Genomic DNA, 18,192 nt, shown 5'->3' with positions numbered 1-18,192 from the left:
CAGTGGAACGTTGCATGGAGGGCGCTCAGTGTCACAAGCTGACTACAGGAGCCGTGCTGCCGTACCGCTGATGAGCTGCGGTGGCAGGGCCGGGTGGGTCCGCGCGTGCGGGGAGGGCGGGCGGCCCCACCCATCCACATCCGACGGAGAGGAAGGCCAGCGGCATGATGGTCCGCAACCAGCGACCGGCCCGGGGGAGCGGAGCGACCTACCGCTCCGGCGCGTACCCCAGTCTGCTGCCGTGGCAGGTGCGTGAGCGCCGCTTCCCGCCGGTCGGGCTCGGGCGCCGGGGCCTCGACCCCGGCGAGGTCTATGCCTTCCTCGACCGGGTGGCCGGCGACCTGGCCGCCGCCCACGCCGCGCTGGCCGACAGCCGCCGGGAGACGGCCGTCATCAAGGACGCGTTGCGCCGCTGGCAGTCCGACCAGGCCCGCGCCCGCGACGCCCAGGGACACCAGCGGTGAGCCAGCGGTACGTCATCCACCTGCCGATCGTCGCCACCGACCTGCCCGCCGCGCAGCGCCTGGCCCGGGTGGTCGGCCGTTGGCTGCTCGTGCTGCCCTGCACCGAACCGGGCGGTACCACCGTCTCCGCGGAGGACGACCAGAACGTACGCCACTGGGTCTTCTGCGACGCCCTGATGCCCGGCGGCCGGCGCTGCCTGCTCCGCACCGGCCACGACGGCCCGTGCGCCCGCCGGCTACGCCGCTGACGTCTCGTGCCCCACCCGCTCATCCGCGTGGGAGCGCTTCACCTGAGAGCGCTCTCTGCCCTATCGTTCAGCATCTCGGCACTCAAGCGCACGTGCCGGAGAGCGGGGGCTGCGATGAACAAGGTCAAGCCGACTATCGAGGACGTCGCACGCGCCGCAGGGGTGTCCCGCGCGTCGGCGTCCCGCGTGATCAACGGTGCGCCGGGCGCGTCCGACCTGGTGCGGGCGCGCGTCCACGCGGCCGTGGCCGAGCTGGGATACCGGCCCAACGAGGTGGCCCGTGCGCTGGCCTCGGGTCGTCAGCGTGCCGTCGACGTTGTTGCGGTGACCTGTGGTCGCCCGATCGGATGGTTGGGCACCGATCCATACTTCAGCCGGGTCGTGGCCGGCCTCATGCCGGTGCTCGAAGGCGTCAACGCGCAACTGCGGCTGCACACGATCGACCGGGAGCGGGCCGCCGAAGCGATCGAGGCCATCGCGGCGAACGCTACGCTCGGGGCGGTTCTTGCCGACACCACGCCAGACCTGGCGACGCGGTTCTACCGGCGGTGCCGTCGGATCGTGTCGATGGTGCCGACCGCCGCGGTGGTGCCCGCGATGGAGGCCGACAACATCGACGGTGCGATCGCCGCCGTCAACGAACTGCACCGGCTGGGCCGTCGACGGATCGCCGCCATTCACGGCCCCGCAGTCAACCCCTGCGCCAGCGACCGGCGTACCGGTTTCCGCCGGGCCGTGCGCCAGCTCGGCCTGGTGGACGTGAGCGTGGACGGTGACTTCCATCGCGACGGCGGCTACCAGGCCGCACGGCGGCTCCTCGACCAGGATCCGGAGATCGACGCCATGTTGGTCGCGAACGATCTGATGGCGGCCGGAGCCGTGCAGGCGATCACCGCCACCGGTCGTCGGATCCCCGACGATGTGAGCATCATCGGCTTCGACGACAGCATCGCCGCGGTGTGCGCCAACCCCCAGTTGACCACCATGCGGCTGCCGGTCGAGGACATGGCGGCAGCGGCCGCCCGGCTGCTCCTGAACGGCACCCCGGCAGCCGGTTACCGGCAGCGGTTTTCGGTCGACCTGATCAGGCGCGACAGCACGCCGGACCGAGCGGGCGGCGCGAGGGTGGCGCTTCGGGACGTTGACGGCACAAATAGACAAGCTCCCATTGACTGATACGCTGCTCTCCCCTTACCGCTGGAGGAGAAGCGCCCAGTGAAGAAGTTGTCAAGCGTCGCGTCCGTGCTCGTACTCGCCGTGGGCGTCGCCATCGCCCCGGCGGCGTCCGCCTCCGCCGCCACCGACCGGAGCGGCGCGGAGCGGCTGAACATCCCGAACAGCAGCGCGTGCAAGGCGGGCCGCACCGTCATGCAGGGCATGGTGGCCGGGCCGGGCGGGCAGCTCTACATCGTCTTCACCAAGGCGGCCGGCGCGGAGCCCGTGCTGTCCCGGTGGCTGCGCGACGGCTCCACCTGGGACGGTGCCAGCTGGGTCTGCGCCGGGGCGCCGACCTCCATCCCCACCCTCGGCCACGGTAACGACCTGGCCTACAACGCGAACTACCTGGGCCAGGGCCCGGCGCTGATCGCCACCCAGGGCAGCCAGTCGGCGTATCTGAGCGACAAGGTCACGATCGTCCGCCTGGCCGCCGACGGATCCATCGGCGCCGCCAGCGAGGTGCGGCTGCCGATCGGCAACATCAGCGGCTTCTGCTACAGCGCGACGGCCGCCGGCGGGGCCGGCAAGTACGCCGCCCGACGCCTGGGCAGCCTGTGGACCCATCCCGGCGCCGGTGCGCTCACCAGCGGCTGGACGCTGGTGAAGAGCAACCTGACCAGCCACGACAACCGCTCCGACCAGGGCATCGACTGCTCCGAGAACTACATCTGGAACACCAAGTCCATCAACACCTCGACGCCCGCCACCGGCTGGAACTGGATCTACCAGTACAACTGGTCCGGCGGCGATGTGGAGAGCGACATCGGCGTGCCGGGCAACAACCTGACCGACGAGATCGAGGACGTCACCCACGTGGGGAGCGAATTCTTCGTCGGCATCAACCGCAACGACGGGCTGGCCGACTCGGTGAAGGTGCTCGTCGAATAGCAGCGGACGGTCGTCAGTGGGGCGACCGGATCCCGTGCCAGTCGGCGACGTCGCACTGGCCGTGGGCGTTGTCGCCGGTGGCGACAACCGTCCCGTCCGCGCGTAGCCCGAGCGTGTGGGTGGATCCGGCCGCCACCGCGACGATGTCGCGCCAGCCCGCGACGTCGCACTGCCCGGCGTCGTTGCCGCCGGCGGCCAGGACCCGGCCGGCCGCGGTGACGCCCACGGTGTGGTAGCTCCCGGCCGCGACCGCCACGACGTCCCGCCAGCCGTCGACGCCGCAGGCGCCCGTCGAACCGTCCCCGACGGCGGACACCCGCCCGTCGGCGCCGAGACCGACCGTGTGCAGGTAGCCGGCGGCCACGGCGGTGACGTCCCGCCAGGTGTCCACCGCGCACTGACCGCGCCGATTGTTCCCCACGGCGACGGCGGTCCCATCGGCCCGGACGCCCACCGAATGCCAGTCGCCGCAGGCCAACCCGATCACCTCCCGCCACCGGCTCACGTCGCACGCGCCCTCGTGTGGCCGTCCCACGGCCAGCACGGTGCCGTCACCCACCAGCCCCAGGGTGCGGCGCCAGCCCGCGGCGACCCGGGTGACGTCCCGCCAGGACGCGACGTCACACTGCCCGTCGCCGTTCCAGCCCGTCGCCAGCACGCGGCCGTCCGCGCGCAGGCCGACGCTGTGCGACCGCCCGGTGTTCGGTGCCGTGTGCACGTTTCCCGCCGCCACGGCGACCACCTGCGCCCAGCCCTCGACCCGGCCCTCACCCGAGGTGCCGGCGCCGGCCGCGACCACGGTGCCGTCGGCGCGCAGCCCCACCGAGTGGCGGCGCCCGGCGGCGATCACCGGACCACTCATGGGCACAGCATGACGGATCACCTGCCCTGGGCGGACCCGACCCCGCCCCGTCCGGCCACGCTGACGAGGCGCCGCCGAATGATCGTCGAGATCCGCGCACCCGCGAGGCCGACAAGGTGCGGTGCGTTCGACCCTGCTGCACCGTACGTCGCCGTGGCGGCGGTCTGTCGGTGCCGACCGGTAACCTGCGGGAACCGGGCAGTACGACGAGCAGGGGAGGGCACGCGGTGGACGACGCCCGTTCTCGACCGGTGTTCCGCCAGGTTCCGGCGGACATGTTCGCCTTCACGACCACCGACCGGGCCGAGCTGCACACCGCCGTCATGCAGGTCTTCGGTGACGCCCACGAACGGCTGGTCGCCGCACTGACCTTCGACGAGATCCTCGCGGCGTTGCCCGGCGTCGGCTGGTACGAGCCGGTTGCCGACAGCTCGCTCGACTACACCCTTGAGGCCCTGCACAAGTACGGGCTCATCGAGCGCACGCAGAACCACACCGCCCACTACGCCTCGGCGGCAGAATACGAGCGGCGTAACCTGCACTACTCGCTGAGCCGCAAGGGTGAGGCCGCCTACGAAGGCGTTCTGCACGCGGTGCAGCACCTGTCGTCGACCGGAGCGCTGCAGACGGCGGTGCTCGACGCCATCCTCGACCGCCTTGGCGAGCTGCACGACCTGCTCGCTGCCGACGCCACGCCCGACCGGCGGGTGTACGCCGCGCTCATGGAACTGGAGGGGCACCTCGCGGGTCTGCGGGCCAGCACCAAGCAGTTCAACGGCCAGCTGCAGCGGCTGCTGCGCGAGGAGGGCGCGGACCCTGCCACGTTCGCCGAGGTCAAGCACGCCACGATCGCCTACCTGTCGGAATTCGTCACCAACCTCGACGGGCGCCGGCAGGCGATCGCCGACGCGGTGCTCCGCATCCAGCAGCGGGGCGTCACCGTCCTGCACCATCGCGCGTTGCACGGCGCCGACCTGCCGAGCCTGCCCGGTGGCGACGACCCCACCCCGCGTTGGCTCGAGCAGCGTGCGGCGCGATGGGACGGGCTGTGCTCGTGGTTCCGGCCCGGCGACGGCACCCGCCCACGCATCGACCAGCTCGCTGACGTGGCCCGCCGCGCCATCGTCGCCCTGATGCGGGCTCTCGAGCGGCTGGCCGACACCCGCCGCCGCGGTTCCAGCACTGCGGCCGACTTCCGTGCGCTGGCCCGTTGGTTCTCCAACTGCGAGTCGGAGGAGGCCGCCCACGAGTTGTGGTCTGCCGCCTTCGGGTTGTGGCCCGCCCGGCACACTCACCTCGCGCTCGACGATCCCACGGGCGTGCCGGCCACCACGTCGTGGTGGCACGCGCCTGCGGCGCCCGTGTCGCCGTTGCTGCGTACCACCGGGCAGGTGGACAAGGTCGCCCGCACCGCCCGGATTCGGGACACCGCCGATGTGCGACGGCTCCGCCGCGAGCGGGTGGTGGCGGAGCGGGCGGAGCTTGAGCGGGCATGGCGGCAGCTGGCCACTCCCGGGCCGGTGCGACTGTCGGCGTTCGGGCGGCTCGACCCGGGCAGCTTCGCGCGGCTGCTGGAGCTGCTCTCGCGGGTCCTGTCCGCCCCCGAACGCGATGGAGTGCGTCGCGCGGCGACGGCCGACGGTCGGCTGGTGGTGACGCTCACCGACGCGGACGGCAACGGCCGAGCCCTCCTGCGGACGCCACACGGCGTGCTGTCCGCGCCGGATCTGCTGGTCTCGATCAGCGAGGCAGGCCGCGCGACCGCCGCTCCCCACCCGGCCCCGGCCACCGTTGGCCCCCGACTCCGGATGGCGTCCGGGCCCGGTGACTGTGATCATGTGACCGCGTACGGCGACGCCAGCCGGCCCGATGAGGGCGGCAACAACCGGTTGGCGATATGCGATGGACGGTCGGCATGAGCCAGCTGCACAGCGAGCTCGACCGTGAGCGGGCCGCCGAGCGCGCCCAGGCGATCCGGGCCCTGTTGGTCCGTCCCCTGCTCACCCGCGACACCGCGGCCGCCGACTTCACCCTGGTCGTGCGGCACCGCGCCGATCTGGTGAGCTGGTTCGACACGCACACCGGCTGGCGGTTGATCGTCGAACCCCGTGCCGGCTACGCCCGCCTGATGAAGACCTCTCCGCGGCCACCTGTCGATCGCCCGGCCCGGCGCCCTCGTGGCGCGCGGAGCCCGTTCGACCGCCGCCGCTACACGTTGCTCTGTCTGGTGGCCGCCGAGGTGCTTGCCGGCCCGGTGACCACGATCGGCATCGTGGCCGAACGGTTGGCCCAGGCGTCCGCCGTCGAACCGGACATCGCCGCGTTCGACAGCTCCCGGTACGACGACCGCCGGGCGTACGTCGACGCGCTGCTGGTCCTGGAGGAGCTGGGCGTGCTCACCGCTGTCGACGGCAGCACCGACGGCTACCTGCAGCACGCCGACGCCAAGGTGCTCTACCGGGTCGACAGCGGTCGGCTGGTCCGGCTGCTCGCCGCGCGGCAGGCGCCGTCGCGGCTGCCCGACGGCGATGTGGCCGCGTTGGTGCACGAGCCACGCTACGGCGGTGCGGACGATCCCGCCGCGGACGTCTCCGACGAGCAGCGCAACCGTTGGCTGCGGCACTCGATCGTGCGCAGGCTCCTCGACGATCCGGTGGTCTACTTCGACGACCTGTCCGACGCGCAGCGTGCCTACGCGGCCAGCATCACCGGACGGCGGATGCTGCGTACGGCGGTGGCCGAGGCGGGGATGCTGCTGGAGGAACGCGCCGAAGGGCTGCTGGCCGTCGACCCGGATGCCCTGGCCACCGACGAGAAGTTCCCGGCGGGAGGCAGCGTCGCCGGACAGGCGGCGCTGTTGCTGCTCGACACCGTCCTCGCCGCCCGTCCCGATCCGGTCCCCGAGGAGCAGCTCGTCCGTCAGCTCGCCGACCGGTTCGCGGCCGTGCCGCAGTGGGCGCGTACCTACCGGTCGGACGGCGGGCTGCAGCGGCTGGCCGGCGAAGCACTGGCACTGCTCGGTCGGTTCGGCCTGGTTGACCGGGTCGCCGGGGCCGTGCGCGCACTGCCCGCCGCCGCCCGGTACGCCGTCGGCGCGCCCACCGTCGTCAGTTCGAACCCAGCGAGGAGCCGCCGATGACGGTCCTGAACCTGCCCGGCGGCGACGTCGCCACCCGGGCGCTGCGTAGCGACCGCTGGCAGCCCACCCGGGCCGGAGTGCTCAACGTCTGGCGCTACTACGACGAGGTCTTCACCTTCCACCGCGGCCGGTTGCTGCTGCGCGGGCCGAACGGCACCGGCAAATCCAAAGCACTGGAACTCCTGCTGCCCTACCTGCTCGACGCCAACCTCCGACCGTCGCGGCTGTCCACGTTCGGTGGATCCGAACGCACCATGCACTGGAACCTCATGGGCGACGGCTACCCGCACACGACGCGGGTGGGCTACGTCTGGCTGGAGTTCGGGCACGACAGCGAGGAGGGGGCGCGGTGGTTCACCTGCGGCGCCCGGCTGGCCGCGTCCACCAACACCCGCACCGTCGACGCCACCTACTTCACCAGCCAGCTGCGGGTGGGTGAGACCGGTGGCCTGTCCCTGGTCAAGGACGGCAACGTCCCGCTGACCCGCCAGGATCTCGCGCAGGCACTCGGCGACCGCGGAGCTGTGCATACCGGCGCCGAATCATATCGGCGCGCGCTGCGGGAGACGCTGTTCCGCGGGCTCAGCGAGACGCAGTACGAGGCGCTGATCGCGACGCTGCTGCAACTGCGCACCCCGAAGCTTTCCGAGCACCTGAACCCCGACGCTCTGTCGGAAGTTCTGTCCAAGGCGCTACCGCCGCTGGACGCGGCCGACCTTGCCGAGATCGCCGAGGGTTTCGAGCAGCTGGACCGGCGGCGTGAGCGTCTGGCTCGACTCGACGAGGAGGTGGCCGCGGCGCGCCGGCTGGCCGAGCGCCAGCAGCGGTACGCGCGCCGGGCGTTGCGGCGCGGCGCCGGCGAGTTGATCGCGGCCACCACCAAGCTGGACAACGTCACCCGCGACGCCCGCCAACGCCGGCAGGAGCATTCGGCCGCCGCCGCCGAGCTGGCGCAGGTGAGCACGGCAATCAGCGACAACGAGCGCGAGCAGACCGTCACCGAGGAGAGGATCGGCGGGTTACGCGACAGCGACGCCTACCGCGAGGGGCAGCAGCTCGACCAGTTGCGGCGGGAGGCGGCGACCGCGCTGCGTACCGCGAAGGATGCCGCCGCCGCGGCGGAGAGCCGGCGTGCGGAGGCGGCGCGCGCCGGTGAGCGGGCCGCAGGCCTTGCCGCCGACTTGACGATGACCGCCGCGCAGACCACCAGATCGTGGCGGGACACCACCGCCGCGGCACTGGTCGCCGGGATGGCCGCCCTCGTCGAACCGCTCGCCGCCGAGACCACCGAACGGGCCCGTCAACTACTGCGCGGGATCATCCGAGGGCGCGAGGACGAGATCGCTGCGGTCACCGACGCGCTTGCCGCTCACGAGCGCGCGGTGGCCGCACGCGATCAGGCGCAGGCCCGGCGGGAGCGGCGACATGTCGAGCACGAGGCTGCCGCCGCCGCGCTGCGGCACGTCCGGCGGGTGTATGAGGACGAGATATCCGGACTGCGGGACGCCATCGCACGGTGGGCATCGGGCTGCCTGGTGCTACCGGTCAGCGGCCGGGCGGAGGAACTCGCGGAGCTGGCCGGCGACGAGATGGCGCTCAGCACGGTGCTCGGCGACCTGTCGGCCGCCGTACGAGAGCAACTTGCCGCCGAGCACGCCGACGAGCGGGCCCGCGACGCTGAGCTGGGCCGGCGACGGGAACCGCTGACGGTCAGGCTGGCCGCGCTGGCACGGGCGGCGACGCACGAGCCGGTGGCGCCGCGGCAGCGGACGGCGCCCCGCACCGACCGACCCGGTGGCCCACTGTGGCGGCTGGTGGACTGGCGCGCTGACGTGCCGATCGGGGTGCAGGCCGCAGTGGAGGCCGCCCTCGAGGCGTCCGGGCTCCTCGACGCCTGGGTCTGGCCGGACGGATCGGTGACCTCGGACCGCCGTGGCCACGACACGTACCTTGCGGCCGCCACGGCGTTGCCCGCGCCGCACGAGTCTCTAATGGCGGTACTCGCTCCTGACGAGCGGGCGCCGGTGCCGGCTCCGCTGGTCGCCACCGCGCTCGCCGGCGTGGCCTTCGGGCCGGGTGCCCCTTACCACGTCGCAGCCGTCGGTGCGGACGGCAGTTGGCGGCTCGGCCCGCTGCACGGCAGCGCTGGCAAGCCGGACGTGGAATTCCTCGGCGCGGCGGCCCGGGAGCGGGCCCGGCAGCGGGAGATGACCGAGCTGACTGAGCAGATCGCCGAGATCGACGCCGAGCGGACCAGGTCGGCCGAGGTGGTGCGCCGGCTGGCCGAGCGGCGCGAGGCGCTCCGAGCGGAGCTGACCGGCCGGCCGGATCACCGCCCGGTCGTGTCGGCCGCGGAACACGTCGACCGGGCCGAGCTGAAACTCGCCGGGGCGCAGGACTTGCTGGAGGAGGCCGGCCGCGAGGCCGTCGCTGCCGATGAGATCGTCCGCGGCGCGTTGCGGGAGCTGACCGTCGTCGGCTCCCGCCACGGTCTGCCCACCGCAGCAGTGGAGCTTGTCCGGCTGACCGACGCCCTGCGGACCCTTCGACAGGCGGCGGACGGGTGGTTGACCGATCGTGACCGGGAGGAGCACGCCGGCGCCCGACTCGCCGACGCCCGCGAGGCGGCCACCCAAGCGATGACACTGGCCGAGGAAGCGGCCACCCGTGCTCAGACCGCCGAGGAGAACGCCGCGGGTCTGGCGGCCCGCCTCGACGCGGTGGAGCGGACCGTCGGTGTCGAGTACCGGGCGGTGCTCGACGAGGTGCACCGGCTGCGCACCCACATGGAGGCACTCAAACAGGAGCTGCGCCGGCTGCGCCCGCGCCACGAGGCCCTCATCGGGCAACTGCACGAGCTCAACGCACGCGCCGAACGCGCCGAGCAGGACCGCGACGAAGCTACCGGCGTCCGCGACAGCGCGGTCGCCCGTGTGGCCCGCCTCGTCGACCTGCTCGGCACCGACGCGGGGCTCACCGCCGAGCTGTCCGGCGTCGGTGGTGTGACCGCGACGTTGCAGGCCGCACGGCAGATTGCCGACGAGGTCGGCGGTCTCCCGCACGGCCCTCGACACCTCCGTCAGGACGAGGGCGAGCTGGGTAACGTACTGCATGTCATCAGCGCCTCGCTGGCCGGGTACGCGGACCTGGCGATGATTCCCGACGAGCAGTGCGACGTGCAGGTCGTCAGCGCCACCGTCGACGGCCTGCGGACCACACCGACGGCCCTGGTGCACCGACTCACCATCGAGCGCGACGAGATGCGGGCTCACTTGACAGAGGAGGAGCGGCAGCTCTTCGACCGTACCCTTACTGGCGATACCCGACGGCACGTCGCGCAGCGCATCCGCCAGGCCGCCGATCTGGTCCGCGAGGTCAGCGCGCAGCTCGAGCAGGTCCGTACCGTGTCCGGTCTCGGCGTCCGACTGATCTGGGAGGTCGACAGCGACCTTGACGCCCGGTTGCGGCAGGCCCGGGACCTGCTGCTGCAGGATCCGGCGCGACTGACCGAGACCCAGCGTGCCACCTTGCACGACTTCTTCCGCGCCCGCATCGACGACATTCGGAACGTGGGATCGACCGAAGGGTGGGAGCAGCAGCTGGGCGAGGCCCTCGACTACCGCCGGTGGCACCGTTTTGTCGTGCAGATCCGCTCCGGCACCGGCGACTGGTCGCCGGTCACCCGCCGACAGCACGGCGCCAAGTCGGGTGGTGAGAAGGCCATCGTGTTGCATCTACCGCTGTTCGCGGCGGCTGGCGCGCACTACCGTGGGGCGCCCTCGGCGCCCCGGCTGATCCTTCTCGACGAGGTCTTCGTCGGCGTCGACCAGACCAACCGTGGGCAGCTGATGGCCGTGCTGAGCGCCCTGGACCTCGACCTGCTGCTCACCTCCGACCAGGAGTGGTGCACGTACGCGGAGGTCGACGGCATCGCCATCCACCAGTTGATCGCCGGGAGCGAGGACGGCGACGACGCGATCACCACCGCGCGTTTCGTCTGGACCGGCCACGACGTCGTGGCCGATGACGAGACATGACCGCTGCCCGATTCGACCGCCCGGAGCTCGCGCCCTTGTGGGCTGCCGCGCGACGTCGGTTCGAGGCCACGGCCGGTCCGGTGACCCGGATACGCCTGCACGGACTGGAACCGGCGGAGCGGGCCGCGCTGGCCGACCTCCTCGGACTCGCGTACACCCCCGAATCGGAGGTGACCGTTTCCGTCCGGGCGCTCGACACGATCCTGGCCGCCGCCACCGGCGGACTGGACACCCGAGCTCTGGTGGAGGCGATCGGTGGCCCGCTCTCCAATCGGGTCGAGGCCCGCCGGCAACGCGCCGCGGAGCGTGCCGACCTGTGGCAGTGGGCGCGTCGACATCCGGTGGTCGTCGCCGAACCGGCGCTGCTCACCTGGCTCGACCGCATACGCGCCGGCGGCCTGGTCGGAGGCGACGCATCCGCCACCCGTTCGTTGCTGGCGCAGGCCTTCACAATCCTCGAGGCACTGCCCGCGACCGGCGAGCCCCTCGCCGTGTTGGCCGCCCGGCTGACCGGTGACTCCCATGCGCTCGATGAGGACAGCCGACTCGGCAAGGTGGTGCTTCGGGCGGTGGCCGCGCTGCACGATGTCGATCCGCCGACGGACGCGGAGAGCCGCCGACGACTGTGGGAGTGCTCGGGCGTCGCCTGCGACGAGTTGTCGACCATCGTCCTGGTCGCCGGGATGCGGCCCGAAGGCGACGGCCCGCTGGCCCGAGTGTTGCGAGCCTGGGCCGACGCAGGTCAGGCATCGGTGGTCACCCTGGCTCAGCTCAACCGCTATCCCGTCGGTCAGCTACGCGGGCCCGTGTTCGTCGTGGAGAACCCGGCGGTGATGGCGGTCGCCCTGCGACGTTTCGGCGCTACCTGCCCGCCCCTGGTCTGCGTCGCGGGGTGGCCGAGCACCGCGGCGATCATGATGCTGCGGGGCATCGCGGCGGCCGGGGCGCAGCTGCGCTACCACGGGGACTTCGACGGAGAAGGCCTGCGGATCGCCGCACACGTGATGAGCAGGACGGGCGCGGAACCGTGGCTGCTCCGGGCGGAGGACTACCTGCGCGCCGCGCCGGGTTCGGGCCCACCGGTGGGCCGGGTCGACGACGCGCCGTGGGACCCGCGGCTGGCTGAGGTCGTCCGAGCACACGGCACAGCTCTGCTTGAGGAAGTGGTGGTGGACTCCCTGCTCGCCGACCTGGCGGCACACGTCGTCGGCGACGGTGCCGACGAAGAGATCGGCACCCGGCCGGGGGAGGATCCGCCGGTCGGACGACCGCTAGGCTGACCATTCCCGGCCGTGCCACCTGGAGAAACGCCCATGTCCGACAGCGTCTTCGCGCAGTTCACCGCCGACGACGACCAGCTCGCCGTCGCGTTGCTCGTGCAGCCTGCGATCAACGCCGCCCTGGTGCACAACCGGGTGCCGCTGGTCCGCCACCTCACGCTGGCCAACCGCGGGACGGAACCGCTGACGGACGTGACGCTGACGCTGGAGTTGCTCGGCCCCGACGGCGCCCTCACCGATCCGTGGACACGTACGCTCACCTCGCCGCTGCGGCCGGGCGCGAGCACCGGCTGGGACGACTTCCGCGACGTCACGCCCGACCGGGCGTCGCTCTACCGCACCGACGAGGCGTTCCCGGTCGACTACCGCCTCACCGTCGAGGCGGACGGCACGGCGTTGACGCTGGTCGCCCCGTCGCGAGTGCTGGCGCACAACGAGTGGTTCAACAGCCTTGCCCTCTACGACAGCCTGGCGGCCTTCGTCCAGCCGAACACCCGGGCGGTCGAGGCCGTGCTGCGATCTGCGGCGCAGATCCTGCTCGCGCGTACCGGATCCGGCTCGCTGCAGGGCTACCAGGACGGCTCGGAGCGGGCGGCGCTGATCGCCGGCGCCGTGTACGAGGCGCTGCGCCGGCTCGAGCTCACCTATCAGACCCTGCCGGCGTCGTTCGAGAACAGCGGCCAGAAGGTGCGGACGACGGCCGCGGTGCTGGACGGGCGGCTCGGCAACTGCCTCGACCTCTCCGTGACGTACGCGGCGTGCCTGGAGGCGGCGGGGCTGCACCCGCTCATCTTCATCAGCGAGGGGCACGCCTTCGGCGGCTTCCTCCTCGAGGAGGAGCGGCTCGGCGCCGCGGCGGTCACCGAGACCAACCTGCTGATCTCGATGGTCGACTCGGGCCGGGCGGTGCCGGTTGAGCTGACTCGCATCGGACCCGGCGTCCAGTCGGCGGCCTTCACCGAGGCGGTACGGGTCGGTCTCGGCCACTTCCGCGGGGATGGTCACCGGCTGCAGGGCGTCGTCGACGTCCACCTCGCGCACCGCTCCGGCATCCAGCCGCTGCCCTCGGCCGACGAGCTGGTCGCGCCCGCACCGGTCGACGCCGAGCTGACCCCCGATGCCGGCGCGTCGCTCGACCTCCCGCCCGGTGTGGCTGCCGCGAAGCTGCGGCAGCTCGCCGACGAGGGCGACGAGGTGCCGCAGCTCGCCGACGGCTCCCCGGCACGGATCCAGCAGTGGCGGAAGTCCCTGCTCGACCTGAGCCTGCGCAACCCGCTGCTCAACCTGCCCAAGCGCGGCCGCGGCCTGGACCTGCACGTGCCGGCCGGTGCCCTCGCCCTGCTCGACGACCTCATCCACGACGGCCGCCAGGTGCAGGTCATCCCGCAGGACGACATCAGCCACGTGCACGAGCTGGCCGGCACCCGCCGGGCGCAGGACCTCGACGCCGAGATCCTCACCCGGGAGCTGCGCACCGACCGGCGGGTCTACGGCGCCGTCACCGAGGCCCGCTACAAGACCGCCATGCGGGCGCTGCAGCGCGAGGCGCGCACGATGGAGCAGGAAACCGGCAGCAACTACCTCTACCTGACCATCGGCACCCTGGTCCACACCAAGTCCACCGGGGGAGAGGCGTACGCGCCGCTGTTCCTCCTGCCGGTGCGCATCGAGGGCGGCACCGGGCGCCGCCCGTACGCGATGGTCATCGACGGCACCGAGGTGGCCAGTCCCAACTACTGCCTCATCGAGTGGCTGCGGGTCAAGCACGGGGTGCGGATCCCGGAGCTGGAGCAGCCGGTCCTCGACGAGCACGGCATCGATATCGCCAAGACCCTGGCCGCGATCAACACCGGGCTGGTCGACAACCGGCTGAACTACCGCATCGACGAGACCGCCAGCCTGCGGCTGCTGCAGTTCTCCACCTTTCAGATGTGGCGGGATCTCGGCGACCACTGGCCCCGGTTCATGGAGAACCCGGTGGTCCGGCACCTGGTGGAATCCTCCGGCGCCACCTTCGACGACCCGGCCCGCCCGGACCACGACGCCGTCGCCGTGGACGAGGGGGAGCTGCACCTGCCGATCCCCGCCGACGGTTCCCAGATGCAGGCCATCGTGATGGCCGAGCGCGGCCAGTCCTTCGTGCTCGAAGGGCCGCCCGGCACCGGCAAGTCGCAGACCATCACCAACATGATCGCGCGCGCGGTCGCCGCCGGCCGGTCGGTGCTGTTCGTCGCCGAGAAGCAGGCCGCCCTCGAGGTGGTGAAGCGCCGGCTCAAGCAGATCGGCCTCGGACCGTTCGCGCTGGACCTGCACGGGCGCAAGCAGTCCCTCAACGCCATCCGACAGCAGCTGCGCGACGCCCTCGACCAGTACGACCTGGGCGGCGACGGCGACTGGACGGCCGTCGAAACGGCCTACCGGACGCGGCTCGCCCCGCTAGCCGAGTATCCGACGCAGGTCCACACCGCCAACCCGGTCGGAATGTCGCTCTGGTCGGCCTACGAGCAGGTCCTCGCGTACGGGGCCGGCCCGGCCGCCCCGGTGCCGGTGAGTTACCTGCACGCACCCGCCGAGGCGCGCGCCCAGGTGGAGACGACGTTGCGGGAGTTCCCGGCCGCCGCCCGCTCGGCGCGGCTTCGGCCTGAGCATCCCTGGGCGCTCAGCGGCTGCCGGACCCTAGACGGGCTGCACGGCGCCGCGGTCACCGAGATCGCCGCCGACCTCGAACGCCTCCGCGCCGACCTGGCCGCGCACCCCCATCTGCTCGGGCTGTTGCGAACGCTGCCTGCCCCGGAGACCGTCGCCGAGTTGCAGGCCGGCGCCTGGCTCGCCGTACGCGGAATGTTCCCGGACCGGGACACCACCCTGCGCGCCGGCGACCGCCGGTGGGACGAGGCGGCGGCCCGGCTCCAGGCGGAGCTGGCCGCCTTCCACCAGGGCTTCGCCGGCGAGCTTGCCACCTTCCGGCCGGACGTGTTCGCCCGCCCCGAGCTGGCCGCCTGGCACGCCGAGGCGCAGGAGGCGGCGAAGAAGCTCCTCGGCAAGCGCAAGCGCCGGCAGGCCGTCGTCGACAAGCTGGCCGTGCACCTGGTCGGCGGCGCGACGCTCGACGCCGAGCGGGCCGAGGTGATCACCGGACGCCTGGTCGCCGCCCAGGCGCAGGCCGCCGCGCTGCACCAGCACGCGGTCGCGCTCGGCGGCCTACGGATCCCGGCGTGGCAGCCCACGAACCCGGACGCACAGCAGCGGCTGGCGGAGGCGATCGAGGCCACCCGAGCCAGCCGCACCCTCCTGGCCCGGCACCCGCAGGCGTGGGAGCTGTTCCAGCGCGGCATCTCCGAGGTCGACGCCGCCCTCCTGGACCGGGTCGCCGCCCGGTGGCGGGCCTGGCGCGGGGTGCTGCGTTCCGCCGAGCCGGAGCTGGTCCTGTGGTCGGCCGGCGCGCACTGGGTCGACGCCTGGCAGCGGGACGGCGCGACCTGGCTGCACGACCTGGGCAGCGAGGAGCTTTTCCCGCTGCGCCGCTGGGCCACCGTCCTCACCCACGCCGACGTGCTCGCCTCCGCCGGCCTCGGCGACTACCGGGACCAGTTGCTGCGCGCCGAGGTGAACGGACAGTTCGCCGAGGAGGCGTACCGGCGTGGCGTCGCCGCCGCCTCACTCGGCGAGCGGGTACGGGCCGGCGGGCTGCAGTACTTCGACCCGGAACTGCACGACGACGAGATCGTCCAGTTCGAGACGGCCGCCGGTGAACTGCGCGCGGCGCTGCCCGAGCGCCTGCCCTCGGTGCTCGTCCGCCGCCGCCCCTTCAGCCCTTCCGACCGGCGGGGCCGCTTCGCCGACTTCGCGGCGGAACTGCGGCGCAAGCGCGGCGGCCGGTCCTTCCGAGAGCTGTTCGAGCACTACCCGGACGCCGTGCTGGCGTTGACGCCGTGCGTGCTGGTCAGCCCCGCCTCGGCGGCGAACTTCCTGGCACCGGGAAGCCAGCGCTTCGACCTGGTCATCTTCGACGAGGCGTCGCAGATCCGGGTCGCCGAGGCGATCGGCGCGATGGGGCGGGGCAGCGCCGTGGTGGTCGTCGGCGACTCCCGACAGATGCCGCCGAGCAGCATCATGCAGGCCGGCCACACCGTCGACGACATCGACGAGGGCGACGGCCCGGTGCTGGAGGACCTGGAGAGCATCCTCAGCGAAGCCGTCGAGTCCGGGCTGCCGCAGCGGTGGCTGTCCTGGCACTACCGCAGCCACGACGAGTCGCTGATCGCCTTCTCCAACCGGTACTACTACGACAACAAGCTCTCCAGCCTCCCGTCGCCGGGGATGAGCAGCTCCGCGGGCATCACCTGGCGGCGGGTCGACGGCCGGTACGACCGCGGTGGCACGCGGACCAACGACGTCGAGGCGCGGGCCGTCCTCGCGGACATCACCCGGCGCCTGCACGACCCGGCCACCGCCGGGCAGTCGATCGGCGTGGTCACCTTCAACATCCAGCAGCGGGACCTCGTCCTCAACCTGCTGGAGGACAGCACCGACCCGATCATCCGGGAGCAGCTCTCCGGCGCGGTCCCGGAACCGATCTTCGTCAAGAACCTGGAGAACGTGCAGGGCGACGAGCGGGACGTCGTGCTGTTCTCGCTGGCCTTCTCCACCAACCCGGAGACCGGCCAGCTTCCGCTGAACTTCGGTCCGCTCAGCCAGGCCGGCGGTGAGCGGCGACTCAACGTGGCGATCACCCGGGCCCGCCGGCAGGTCGTGCTGTTCTCCTCGTTCAACCCGTCCGACATCGACCTGTCCCGTACCTCGGCGGTCGGCACCCAACACCTGCGGGCGTACTGCGAGATGGCCGCCGCCGGCGTCGACCGGCTGGGCGACCTGGCCACCGACCGGACCGAGCGGCGCAGCCGCATCCGCGACGAGGTGGCCGCCGCGCTGCGCGACCGCGGCCACCAGGTCCGCAGCTCACACGGCCTGTCCGACTTCACCGTGGACCTCGCCGTACGCCGGCCGGGCTCGGCCCGCTGGCAGGTGGCCGTCATGCTGGACGGCCCCGACTGGAGCACCCGGCCGACGGTGGCCGACCGGGACCTGGCGCCCGCCCTGCTGCGGACCATCATGGGCTGGCCGGAGGTGGTGCGGTTCTGGCTGCCGGCATGGATCCACGACCGGTCCGCGCTGCTCGACCGCGTCGACGACGCCGTCGCAAGGGCCGACGCTCCAGAGCCGCCCGCGCCGGCGGAGGCCGTCGCGCCCCACGACACCGTCGAGCTGCCGTCGCCGCGCACGGCCGAGGACGTCGAGCAGGTCCACCTGGTCGGGCTGTCTGGTCCGCGCGTTGCGGAGGACACCGAGCCCGCCACGAAAGCGTCGCCGGCACGTGTCACGGGCCTCACCACCGCATCGGCGCCGTCCCCCGTCTCGGACCTCGCCACCGCGTCCGCGCCGGCTCCCGTCGCGAGCGCGCCGCCGGCGACGACCGGCGCCATCGAGGTCAGCCCCTTCGTCCCGTACGTCCCGACGCCGCTGGGCGACCAGAGCGACCTTGATCTGCTCGCCACCGACCAGCGGGTGCGCGGGCTCGTCCGGGAGGCGCTGCGGGAGATCATCGCGGCCGAGGGACCCGTCGAACAGCACCGGCTCGCCCGCCTGGCCCTGGCCCGGTTCGGCTTCCTGCGGACCCGGGAGGACCGGCGCCTCGCCGTGCTCGCGCTCGTCGACGCCCGTCGGCTGTACGGCCACCCCACGGTCGGGCGGTACGCCTGGCCCGACGGGACGGACCCGCAGACGTACCGCGCGTACCGGGTCACCCAGACGAGCAACGACCGGGTCTTCGAGGAGGTGCCGCCGGAGGAGGTCGCCAACGCCTTCGTTGACGTTCTGCAGAGCGTGCCGAGCATGGACGAGGAGCGCCTGCTGCGTGCGGGGCTGGAGCGCCTCGGCTACCGACGGCGCACCGACAAGATCGACAAGCTGCTCCGGTACGGCTTGCACATCGCGGTGACCAGCGGCCGAGTCCGGGTTGACCAGGAGGGACGTCTGACCTCGGGTTGACATGAGTC

At 72.7% G+C, this 18,192-nt stretch carries 10 protein-coding genes; 9 read left to right on the top strand and 1 reads right to left on the bottom strand.

The genetic code is table 11. The annotated features are described in order from the left end of the window. Positions 1-164 precede the first annotated feature (164 nt). The 4 genes from AB0I11_RS18450 (at position 165) to AB0I11_RS18435 (ending at position 2,818) form a co-directional block, all read left to right on the top strand. On the top strand, positions 165-464 hold the full coding sequence (locus AB0I11_RS18450; RefSeq protein ID WP_357321344.1) for a DivIVA domain-containing protein: 300 nt from the start codon (positions 165-167) through the stop codon (positions 462-464). After that, positions 461-712 (top strand): hypothetical protein, encoded by a 252-nt coding sequence (locus AB0I11_RS18445; RefSeq protein ID WP_357321341.1) that lies wholly within the window; start codon positions 461-463, stop codon positions 710-712. Before AB0I11_RS18450 ends, AB0I11_RS18445 begins: the two co-directional genes overlap by 4 nt. 114 nt (positions 713-826) lie before the next feature. Beyond that, on the top strand, positions 827-1,888 hold the full coding sequence (locus AB0I11_RS18440; protein ID WP_357321338.1) for a LacI family DNA-binding transcriptional regulator: 1,062 nt from the start codon (positions 827-829) through the stop codon (positions 1,886-1,888). A 39-nt stretch (positions 1,889-1,927) separates the two neighbouring features. Beyond that, positions 1,928-2,818, top strand: a complete 891-nt coding sequence (locus tag AB0I11_RS18435; protein ID WP_357321335.1) for a hypothetical protein — start codon at positions 1,928-1,930, stop codon at positions 2,816-2,818. A 13-nt stretch (positions 2,819-2,831) separates the two neighbouring features. On the opposite strand, the gene AB0I11_RS18430 is transcribed toward AB0I11_RS18435, so the two are convergent. Further along, positions 2,832-3,680, bottom strand: coding sequence for a hypothetical protein (locus tag AB0I11_RS18430; RefSeq protein ID WP_357321332.1), 849 nt, complete (start codon positions 3,678-3,680; stop codon positions 2,832-2,834). A 275-nt stretch (positions 3,681-3,955) separates the two neighbouring features. Here AB0I11_RS18430 and AB0I11_RS18425 point away from each other — a divergent pair, with 275 nt between their 5' ends. The 5 genes from AB0I11_RS18425 (at position 3,956) to AB0I11_RS18405 (ending at position 18,184) form a co-directional block, all read left to right on the top strand. After that, positions 3,956-5,599, top strand: coding sequence for a TIGR02677 family protein (locus AB0I11_RS18425; RefSeq protein ID WP_357321329.1), 1,644 nt, complete (start codon positions 3,956-3,958; stop codon positions 5,597-5,599). Further along, positions 5,596-6,819, top strand: a complete 1,224-nt coding sequence (locus AB0I11_RS18420; RefSeq protein ID WP_357321326.1) for a TIGR02678 family protein — start codon at positions 5,596-5,598, stop codon at positions 6,817-6,819. Before AB0I11_RS18425 ends, AB0I11_RS18420 begins: the two co-directional genes overlap by 4 nt. Next, positions 6,816-10,856, top strand: a complete 4,041-nt coding sequence (locus tag AB0I11_RS18415) for a TIGR02680 family protein (protein ID WP_357321323.1) — start codon at positions 6,816-6,818, stop codon at positions 10,854-10,856. The genes AB0I11_RS18420 and AB0I11_RS18415 overlap by 4 nt, the downstream gene beginning before the upstream one ends. A gap of 80 nt (positions 10,857-10,936) precedes the next feature. After that, positions 10,937-12,136: a TIGR02679 family protein gene (locus tag AB0I11_RS18410; protein ID WP_357321320.1), complete on the top strand. Its 1,200-nt coding sequence runs from the start codon at positions 10,937-10,939 to the stop codon at positions 12,134-12,136. A 33-nt stretch (positions 12,137-12,169) separates the two neighbouring features. Next, a complete protein-coding gene (locus AB0I11_RS18405) occupies positions 12,170-18,184 on the top strand; it encodes a DUF4011 domain-containing protein (protein WP_357321317.1) in 6,015 nt (2,004 codons plus the stop codon). Positions 18,185-18,192 lie beyond the last annotated feature (8 nt).

Origin of the sequence: Micromonospora sp. NPDC050495, from assembly GCF_040655175.1 — a bacterium.
Lineage (GTDB): Bacteria > Actinomycetota > Actinomycetes > Mycobacteriales > Micromonosporaceae > Micromonospora.
This window is presented reverse-complemented; position numbering and strand designations above follow the sequence as displayed.

Bases quoted from the DNA above. Each gene is read 5' to 3' on its own strand.
- AB0I11_RS18450 (WP_357321344.1), top strand. From the start codon at position 165: ATGATGGTCCGCAACCAGCGACCGGCCCGGGGGAGCGGAGCGACCTAC.
- AB0I11_RS18440 (WP_357321338.1), top strand. From the start codon at position 827: ATGAACAAGGTCAAGCCGACTATCGAGGACGTCGCACGCGCCGCAGGG.
- AB0I11_RS18430 (WP_357321332.1), bottom strand. From the start codon at position 3,680: ATGAGTGGTCCGGTGATCGCCGCCGGGCGCCGCCACTCGGTGGGGCTG.
- AB0I11_RS18425 (WP_357321329.1), top strand. From the start codon at position 3,956: ATGTTCGCCTTCACGACCACCGACCGGGCCGAGCTGCACACCGCCGTC.
- AB0I11_RS18420 (WP_357321326.1), top strand. From the start codon at position 5,596: ATGAGCCAGCTGCACAGCGAGCTCGACCGTGAGCGGGCCGCCGAGCGC.
- AB0I11_RS18415 (WP_357321323.1), top strand. From the start codon at position 6,816: ATGACGGTCCTGAACCTGCCCGGCGGCGACGTCGCCACCCGGGCGCTG.
- AB0I11_RS18405 (WP_357321317.1), top strand. From the start codon at position 12,170: ATGTCCGACAGCGTCTTCGCGCAGTTCACCGCCGACGACGACCAGCTC.